The 8,384-nt window shown below is 67.0% G+C and carries 7 protein-coding genes; all 7 read left to right on the top strand.

Features of this window, described 5'->3' with window-relative positions; genetic code table 11:
• The first annotated feature begins 45 nt into the window (after nt 1-45).
• The 7 genes from ACQR07_RS36725 (at nt 46) to ACQR07_RS36755 (ending at nt 8,198) form a co-directional block, all read left to right on the top strand.
• Nucleotides 46-924 carry an ABC transporter permease gene (locus tag ACQR07_RS36725; protein WP_434906922.1) on the top strand — a complete coding sequence of 293 codons (879 nt, stop codon included), beginning with the start codon at nt 46-48 and terminating at the stop codon, nt 922-924.
• Nucleotides 924-1,814, top strand: coding sequence for an ABC transporter permease (locus ACQR07_RS36730; protein ID WP_434906923.1), 891 nt, complete (start codon nt 924-926; stop codon nt 1,812-1,814). Before ACQR07_RS36725 ends, ACQR07_RS36730 begins: the two co-directional genes overlap by 1 nt.
• Nucleotides 1,815-1,826: 12 nt before the next feature.
• Nucleotides 1,827-2,936, top strand: coding sequence for an ABC transporter ATP-binding protein (locus ACQR07_RS36735; RefSeq protein ID WP_434906924.1), 1,110 nt, complete (start codon nt 1,827-1,829; stop codon nt 2,934-2,936).
• A 27-nt stretch (nt 2,937-2,963) separates the two neighbouring features.
• A complete protein-coding gene (locus tag ACQR07_RS36740; RefSeq protein WP_257168756.1) occupies nt 2,964-3,452 on the top strand; it encodes a (2Fe-2S)-binding protein in 489 nt (162 codons plus the stop codon).
• 2 nt (nt 3,453-3,454) lie between these two features.
• Nucleotides 3,455-5,842 carry a xanthine dehydrogenase family protein molybdopterin-binding subunit gene (locus tag ACQR07_RS36745; protein WP_434906925.1) on the top strand — a complete coding sequence of 796 codons (2,388 nt, stop codon included), beginning with the start codon at nt 3,455-3,457 and terminating at the stop codon, nt 5,840-5,842.
• A gap of 9 nt (nt 5,843-5,851) precedes the next feature.
• Nucleotides 5,852-6,649, top strand: a complete 798-nt coding sequence (locus ACQR07_RS36750; protein WP_434906926.1) for an FAD binding domain-containing protein — start codon at nt 5,852-5,854, stop codon at nt 6,647-6,649.
• A gap of 85 nt (nt 6,650-6,734) precedes the next feature.
• Nucleotides 6,735-8,198 carry an amidase gene (locus ACQR07_RS36755; RefSeq protein ID WP_434906927.1) on the top strand — a complete coding sequence of 488 codons (1,464 nt, stop codon included), beginning with the start codon at nt 6,735-6,737 and terminating at the stop codon, nt 8,196-8,198.
• Nucleotides 8,199-8,384 lie beyond the last annotated feature (186 nt).

The raw sequence follows: 8,384 nt of genomic DNA on the forward strand, positions 1-8,384 counted from the left end.
GCGCGATCACGTGCCGGCCAAGGCGACAGCGAAGCAAACTCAGAGATGATGCCGAGTCCTCCTTCAACCTCTCGTTCGGGCCTGACCAGCTGGCTCTACGTCTCGCCCCTGGTCGCCGTGCTCGTGCCGTTCTTCCTGGCGCCGATCCTGGTGGTGCTGGCGGCGAGCTTCTTCGGCTCGGACGGATTCGGCGGCCTCACGCCCGGCTTCACGCTCGCCAATTATGTCGAGGTGCTGCACTCGGCGCTGACCTTGAAGCTCTATCTGGCGACGATCAAGTTCACGGTGCTGACCTGGATCTTCACGCTGCTGATCGGCTTCTTCGTCGCCTATTTCCTGGTCTTCCACGTGCGCAATCAGCTGCTGGCGATCGGGATGTTCCTCTTGTGCACCGTGCCGTTCTGGACCTCGAACATCATTCGCATGATCTCGTGGATCCCGCTGCTCGGCAAGGAGGGGCTGATCAACGCGGTGCTGCTGTCGACCGGCGTGATCCGCCAGCCGCTCGAGGTGCTGCTGTTCTCCGACCTCGCCGTCGTCATCGCCTATGTGCACCAGCTGACCATCTTCATGATCGTGCCGATCTTCAACGCGATGGCGCGCATCGACAAGCGGCTGATCGAGGCGGCGGTCGACGCCGGCGCCAGTCGCTTCGACATCCTCAGGCTCATCGTGGTGCCGATGGCCAAGAGCGGCATCGCACTCGGCTCGATCTTCGTGGTCTCGATCGTGATGGGCGACTTCTTCGTGGTGAAGGTGATGTCCGGCGGCGGTTCGGCCTCGGTCGTCAGCGCCTTCTATGAAGATGTCGGCGTGCTGCAATATCCGACCGCTGCCGCGAGCGCCGTGCTGCTGACTCTGGTGCTGCTCGCGATGGTCACGCTGATCCTGCGCACCGTCGACATCCGCCGGGAGATCGCCTGATGAGCGCCGTCGTCGTCGACAGCCCCGAGAAGGATCTCGTCTCGCGCAAGGCGATCGCGCCGAGCCGCGGCCGGCGGCCCTGGACTTTCTATGTCCTGGCCTCGCTGTTTGCAGCCTATGTGATTGCGTTGTATGGCCCGATGTTCTGCATCTACGTCCTGTCGTTCCAGGACATTCGCGGTGGCCTGGTGTTTCCGATGAAGGGGCGCTCGCTGCACTGGTTCGTCGACCTGTTCACCCAGGTGCGCACCGGCGACGTCAAGGGCTCGTTCGACCGTTCGATCAAGCTGGCGGTCATCGTCACCATCATCACCGTGGTGATCTCGTTTCTGGCCGGCCTCGGCTTCCGCCGCCGCTTCAAGGGCGACAGCGTCGTGTTCTACATGATGATCGGCAGCCTTGTGGCGCCGGGCCTGGTGCTCGGGCTTGGAACAGGCCTGCTGTTCCAGGCGCTGGGGCTCAGCCCGGCCTGGTACTCCTCGGCGCTCGGCGCGCAGCTGTCGTGGACCTTGCCGTTCGGCGTGCTCGTGATGTTCGCGGTGATGTCGCGCTTCAACAACGCCTGGGACGAGGCGGCGCGCGATCTCGGCGCCAGCCGCTGGCAGGCGATCCGGCTGGTGATGATCCCGGTGCTGGCGCCCGGCCTGGTCGCGGTCGCGCTGTTCGGCTTCACGCTGTCCTATGACGAATTCGCCCGCACCTTGCAGACGGCCGGCTCGCTCAACACGCTGCCGCTGGAGATCTGGAGCATGACGTTGAACGTCACCTCGCCCTCGCTCTACGCGCTCGGCACCGTCACGACGATCGTGTCCTTCATCGTGATCGGCGTCAGCCTGGGGAGCATCGTGCTGATCCAGAAGCGGCGCGGCGCACAGAAGATCAAAGGATAAGGCTGTCAAGGGATGCGGATCGAACGAGGCGATATCGAGCTTGCCGGTGTCTGCAAGAGCTATGACGGCGTCGTCAACGCCGTCGACGGCGTCAATCTCCGGATTGCCGACGGTGCCTATTGCTGCTTCATCGGCCCGTCGGGCTGCGGCAAGACCACCATCCTGCGCATGATCGCCGGCCACGAGGATCCGACCGCCGGCGAGATCGTGATCGGCGGCCACAACGTGGTCGGCCTGCCGCCGGTGCAGCGGCGCACGGCGATGATGTTCCAATCCTACGCGCTGTTTCCGCATCTGACCGTGCGCGAGAACATCGCGTTTGCCTTGCAGGTGCGCGGCCAGTCCAAGGCCGAGCGGCTGCGCGCGGCGGATGCGATGATCGAGAAGGTGCGGCTGACGCAGTTCGCCGACCGGCTGCCGGCGCAGCTCTCCGGCGGCCAGCAGCAGCGCGTCGCCTTGGCGCGGGCCGCGATCACCGAGCCGCGCGTGCTGCTGCTCGACGAGCCGCTGTCGGCGCTCGACGAGCAGCTCCGGGTGCAGATGCGCCAGGAGCTGCGGCGGATGCAGCGCGAGCTCGGCATCACCTTCATCCACGTCACCCACACCCAGCTTGAGGCGATCGCGCTCGCCGATCTCGTCGTTGTGATGGAGCAGGGGCGGATCAAGCAGGCGGGGCCGGCGCGCGAGGTCTACGCCAATCCGCGCGACCGCTACGTCGCCGAGTTCATGGGCGGGCAGAACGTGCTGTCGGGCCGGGTCGAGAAGGTCAATGGCGAGAGCTTCGTGCTCAAGCAGAGCACGCAGCAGGCGATCGAGCTGCCGCTGCCGGCGCAGCGCGCCGCGATCGGCGTCGGCGACACCATCGACATCGCCGTGCGGCGCGACGACGTCGCGCTGGTCCGTCCGGGCGCATCGTTGCCGCCCGGTTGCGGGACCGCGCTGCCGAGCCGCGTCACCGCGATCGAGTACCAGGGCTATTTCGTCAAGGTCATGCTCGACACCGTGCCGGACGACGAGTTCGTCGCCTACGTGCCGGAGAAGACCTACTTCGCAGATCCCTTCAACGTCGGCGACGTCGTTCTGGCCACCTGGGTGGCGGATCGCGCCCGCCCGCTCGCCTGATTTCATTTCGACAACGGAGAGTAGACCGTGCAGATCTCCTTCACCCTCAATGGCCGTGCGACCACGGTCGACGTGGATCCGGCAACGCTGGTCAGCGATCTCCTGCGCGAGCAGCTGAACCTGACGGGCACGCATGTCGGCTGCGACACCAGCCAATGCGGCGCCTGCGTGGTGCATCTCGATGGCGTTCCGGTGAAGAGCTGCACGCTCTTGGCGCCGGCGCTGGATGGCGCGACCTTGCTGACCATCGAGGGGCTTGGCGCCACCGCGGGCTCGAACGGGCTGCATCCGATGCAGGAGGCGTTCCGCGAGCATCATGGCCTGCAATGCGGCTTCTGCACGCCGGGCATGGTGATGACCGCGACCGCGCTTGCCGCCGCCAACCCGACGCCCACCGAGGCCGAGGTGCGCCACGGGCTCGAAGGCAACATCTGCCGGTGCACCGGGTACCAGAACATCGTCATCGCGGTCATGGCTGGAGCTGCCGCCATGCACGCCACGTCAGCGGGAGAGTGACCATGGGGCAAGTGATCGGGATCGGCGCCGCGCCGAAGCGCAAGGAAGACCAGCGCTTCCTCACCGGACGCGGCAACTACGTGTCCGACATCAAGCGGCCGGGCATGACCTTTGGCGTGTTCGTGCGCTCGCCGCATGCGCATGCTGTGCTGCGCGGCATCGATAGGTCCGCGGCGCTGGCGGCGCCCGGCGTGGTCGCGGTGTTGACCGGCGAGGACGTCGCTGCCGACGGGCTCGGCTCGCTGCCCTGCGGCTGGGGCATTTCGGACGCCAAGGGCGTGCCGATGAAGGAGCCGCCATTCCCGATGCTGGCGCAGGGCAAGGTGCGCTTCGTCGGCGACATGGTGGCCTTCGTGATCGCCGAGACCTTGGAGCAGGCGAAGTCGGCCGCCGAGCTGGTGAGCGTCGACTACGAGGTGCTGCCGTCGGTCGTCGGCGTGCTCGACGCCGTCGGGCCGAACGCGCCGCAATTGTTCGACGACGTGCCGAACAATGTCTGCTGCGACTGGGAGCTCGGCGACAAGGCGGCGGTGGAGATGGCGTTCCGCAAGGCGGCGCATGTCGCCAAGCTCAGCCTGGTCAACAACCGGCTGATCGGCAATCCGATGGAGCCGCGCGCCGCGATCGCCGAATATGATCCGGGCAGGAGCCACCACACGCTGTGGACGACGAGCCAGTTTCCGCATGTCGTGCGCTTCCTGATGAGCGCGCTGGTGCTGAAGCTGCCGGAGCACAAGGTGCGCGTGGTGGCGCCGGATGTCGGCGGCGGCTTCGGCGTCAAGCAGTTCCACTATGGCGAGGAAGCCGTCATCACCTGGGCGGCCAAGCGCGTGTTGCGGCCGGTAAAATGGGTGGCCGACCGCTCCGAAGGCTATCTGTCGGACCGTCATGGCCGCGACCACGTCACCGAGGCCGAGCTGGCGCTCGACGAAAACGGCAAATTCCTGGCGCTGCGGGTCAAGACGCTCGCCAACATGGGCGGCTATCTCTCGACCTTTGGCCCGAACATCCCGACCAATCTCTACGGCCCGCTGCTCGGCGGCGTCTACACGACGCCGGCGATCTATTGCAACGTCAAGGTCGTGTTCACCAACACCGTTCCCGTCGACGCCTATCGCGGCGCCGGCCGCCCCGAGGCGACGTTCGTCGTCGAGCGCATCGTCGATGTCGCCGCAGCCGAGATGGGCATCGACCGCGTCGAGCTGCGCCGGCGCAACATGATCCCGAAGGAGGCCTATCCGTACCAGACGCCGGTGCTGGTGCAGTACGATTCCGGCGATCCGATGGGCTGCCTCGATGGCGCGCTGGTCGCCGCCGACGTCAAGAATTTCGGCGTGCGCAAGGCGGAGTCGGCACGCAACGGCAAGTTCCGCGGGCTCGGCTTCTCGACCTATGTCGAGGCCTGCGGCCTCGCGCCATCGCGCTTCGCGGGACGGCTGGGCGCGCGTGGCGGTCTCTATGAGAGCGCCACGGTGCGCGTGCATCCGGCAGGGCAGGTCACCGTGATGATCGGGACGCACAATCACGGCCAGGGCCACGAGACGACGTTTGCGCAGATCGTGTGCGAGAAGCTCGGCGTTCCCTTCGAGAACGTCGACATCGTGTTCGGCGACACCGACCGCGTGCAGTTCGGCATGGGCACCTATGGATCGCGCTCCCTGGTGGTCGGCGGCGCCGCGCTGTCCAAGGCGGCCGACAAGGTCATCGTCAAGGGCAAGAAGATCGCCGCGCATCTGCTCGAAGCGAGCGAGCAGGACATCCATTTCGAGGCCGGCAAGTTCTCGGTCGCCGGAACCGACCGGATCAAGACGATCGAGGAGATCGCGGGTGCGGCCTATGTGCCGCATAACTATCCGCTCGAAATCCTGGAGCCCGGACTGGAGGAGCAGGCCTATTACGATCCGGTCAATTTCACCTATCCCGGCGGCTGCCACATCGCCGAGGTCGAGATCGATCCGGAGACGGGCATCGTCACGCTGGTCAACTACACGGCGGTCGACGATGTCGGCACCGTGATCAATCCGATGATCGTCGAGGGCCAGCTGCATGGCGGCATCGTGCAGGGCGTCGGCCAGGCGCTGTACGAGAATGCGGTCTATGACGAGAGCTCTGGGCAGTTGGTCTCGGGCTCGCTGATGGATTATTGCGTGCCGCGTGCCGACCATCTGCCGATGATGAAGGTCGCGACGCACTCCACGCTGTGCACGCACACGCCGATGGGCGTGAAGGGCTGCGGCGAAGTCGGCACGATCGGTTCGCCGGCGGCCGTGATCAACGCGGTGGTCGATGCGCTGTCGCATCTCGGCGTCACCCATGTCGACATGCCGGCGACGCCGAACCGGATCTGGCGCCTGCTGCAGAACGCCTCGCTGCCGGTGGCGGCGGAATAGGGGGAAGACATGAGAGCATTTGCCTATCATCAGCCGAGCGAGATCTCGGACGCCGTGAAGCTCTTGACCTCGGTCGAGGACAGCAAGGTGCTCGGCGGCGGCATGACGCTGATCCCGACCATCAAACAGCGTCTGGCAGCACCGGTGGCGCTGGTCGACCTCGCCAAGATGCCGACGTTGAAGGGGATCAGTGACGACGGCGAGACCGTGACGATCGGGGCGATGACGCCGCATGCTGTCGTCGCGGCGTCGCCGCTCGTGCAGGCGCGGATCCCGGCGCTCGCGCATCTCGCCTCCGAGATCGGCGATCCCGCCGTCCGCAACCGCGGCACGATCGGCGGCTCCGTGGCCAACAACGATCCCTCGGCGGATTATCCGGCCGCCGTGCTCGGCGTCGGCGCGACCATTATCACCAGCGCGCGCGAGATCGCGGCGGATCAGTTCTTCCTCGGCCTGTTCGAGACCGCGTTGCAGCCGGGCGAGATCATCACCGCGATCCGCTTTCCGGTGCCGCTTGCTGCGGGCTACGCCAAGTTCAAGGCGCCGGCGTCGCGCTATGCTCTGGTCGGCGTGTTCGTCGCGAAGTTCGCGAGCGGTGTCCGCGTCGCCGTGACCGGCGCGGGCCCCGGCGTGTTCCGCGTCGCGTCGATGGAGCAGGCGTTGAGCGAGACGTTCGAGCCGACCAGCATCGCCTCGATCAAGATCGATGCCGCGGGCCTCACATCCGATATCCATGCCGAGGCCGACTACCGGGCGCATCTCGTCACGGTGATGGCCAAGCGGGCCGTCGCGGCCGCCTCGGGTTAGCGCGCGATCGGCAAGGGCCTCCGGTTTTCCGAACAGATGATGCGATGGCGCGCCATCGCATCTGATCCAGCCTTCAGGACTCATCATGACAGCCTTGTCTGCCCCAGCGGCCGCCGCGGACGCGCCGTCCGATCTCGCTCGCCTGTCCGCCGTCGATCTCCTGGCCGGATACCGGCGCAAGCGCTTCACGCCGGTCGATGTGCTCGAGGATGTCATCGCGGCGCTCGAAGCGACCAATGCGCGCTGCAACGTCGTGGTGACCGCGATGTATGAGCAGGCGCGGGCGGACGCGGCGCGCATCACCGCGGCGATGCGGGCCGGCGAGCCTTGCGGTCCGCTGGCCGGCATTCCCGTCACCATCAAGGATCTGGTGTTCGTCGCCGGCGTGCCGGCCTATGCCGGTTCGCCGATGAACAAGAGCTTCGTGCCTGATGCCGACGCGGCGGTCGTCGCGGCGCTGAGGGCGGCGGGCGCGATCCTCACCTGCAAGACCACGACCTGCGAGTCCGGCTACAAGCTGACCGCCGACAGCCCGGTGACGGGATTGACGCGCAATCCGTGGAATTATGCACACACCAGCGGCGGGTCGAGCGGCGGCGCCGCGGCCGGAGTCGCGGCCGGCTGCGGGCCGATCGCGATCGGCACCGATGGCGTCGGCTCGATCCGGGTGCCGTCGTCGTTCTGCGGCGTGTTCGGACTGAAGCCGACCTTCGGCCTGGTGCCGCGCTCGCCGGGCTTTGCGCCGCCATCCTGGGCGTCGCTCGCTCATACCGGTCCGATCACGCGCACGGTCGCCGACGCCGCGCTGGCGCTGGAGACGATCGCACTCCACGATCTGCGCGATGCGGCGAGCCTCGCGGTGGCGCAACGGCGCTTCGATGCGAGCCCGCGGCCGCTGACCGGCCTGCGCATCGCGGCCAGCGTGGATTTCGGCTATGCCGCCGTCAGCCCCGATATCCGCGCCGCCTTCGCCAAGGCGCTGACGGTGCTGGAAAGCTGCGGCGCGCGGATCGCCGCCGACCAGATCGCGCTCGATCGCGAGATCCTGGAGCGCACGCTGAAGCCGATCGCCTTTGTCGAGCAGGCCGCCGCGGTCGCCCACAAGACCGGCGATGAGCTCGCGGACTGCGATGCCGACTACCGCAACGTGATCGCGGCCGGCCGCCGCTACAGCGGCATCGATTATGTCGAGGCCGGCTATCGCCGCAACCAGGCGCGCGCCGCGTTCGCCAGTGTGTTCACGCGCGTCGATGCGCTGGTGACCCCGACCGTCGCGGTCACCGCCTTCGGCGCCGGCGAACTCGGAGTTGCGAGCGTCGATGGCAGCCCCGTCGATCCGCATCTCGGCTGGTCGCCTTTCTCCTGGCCGATCAACCTCGCCGGCCTGCCGGCCGCGACGGTGCCCTGCGGCTTCGACCGCAACGGAATGCCCATTGGTCTGCAGATCGTCGCGCCCTGGCTCGACGAGCCGACGATCTTCAAGATCGCGGCAGCCTTCGAGGAGGCGCAGCCCTGGGCGGGAACGTGGCCGAGTACGACGCCGTCGTAGAGTGGGCAAAGGCGCGGGGGTGCTATCTCGCCAAGCGAGGTCGCAAAGGCGCCGTGCCCACCATCTAGCTGATGAGTTCCTTGTGCGGCGGTGGGCACACGGCCGCCTTGCGGCCGCTTTGCCCACCCTACGAGGCTGTGAATCTTTTGATGCCAGCCGTGGTGCGAATATGATTCTCTGAGCGGA

This window comes from Bradyrhizobium sp. HKCCYLS20291, assembly GCF_051167715.1.
In the GTDB taxonomy this organism is placed as follows: Bacteria; Pseudomonadota; Alphaproteobacteria; order Rhizobiales; family Xanthobacteraceae; genus Bradyrhizobium.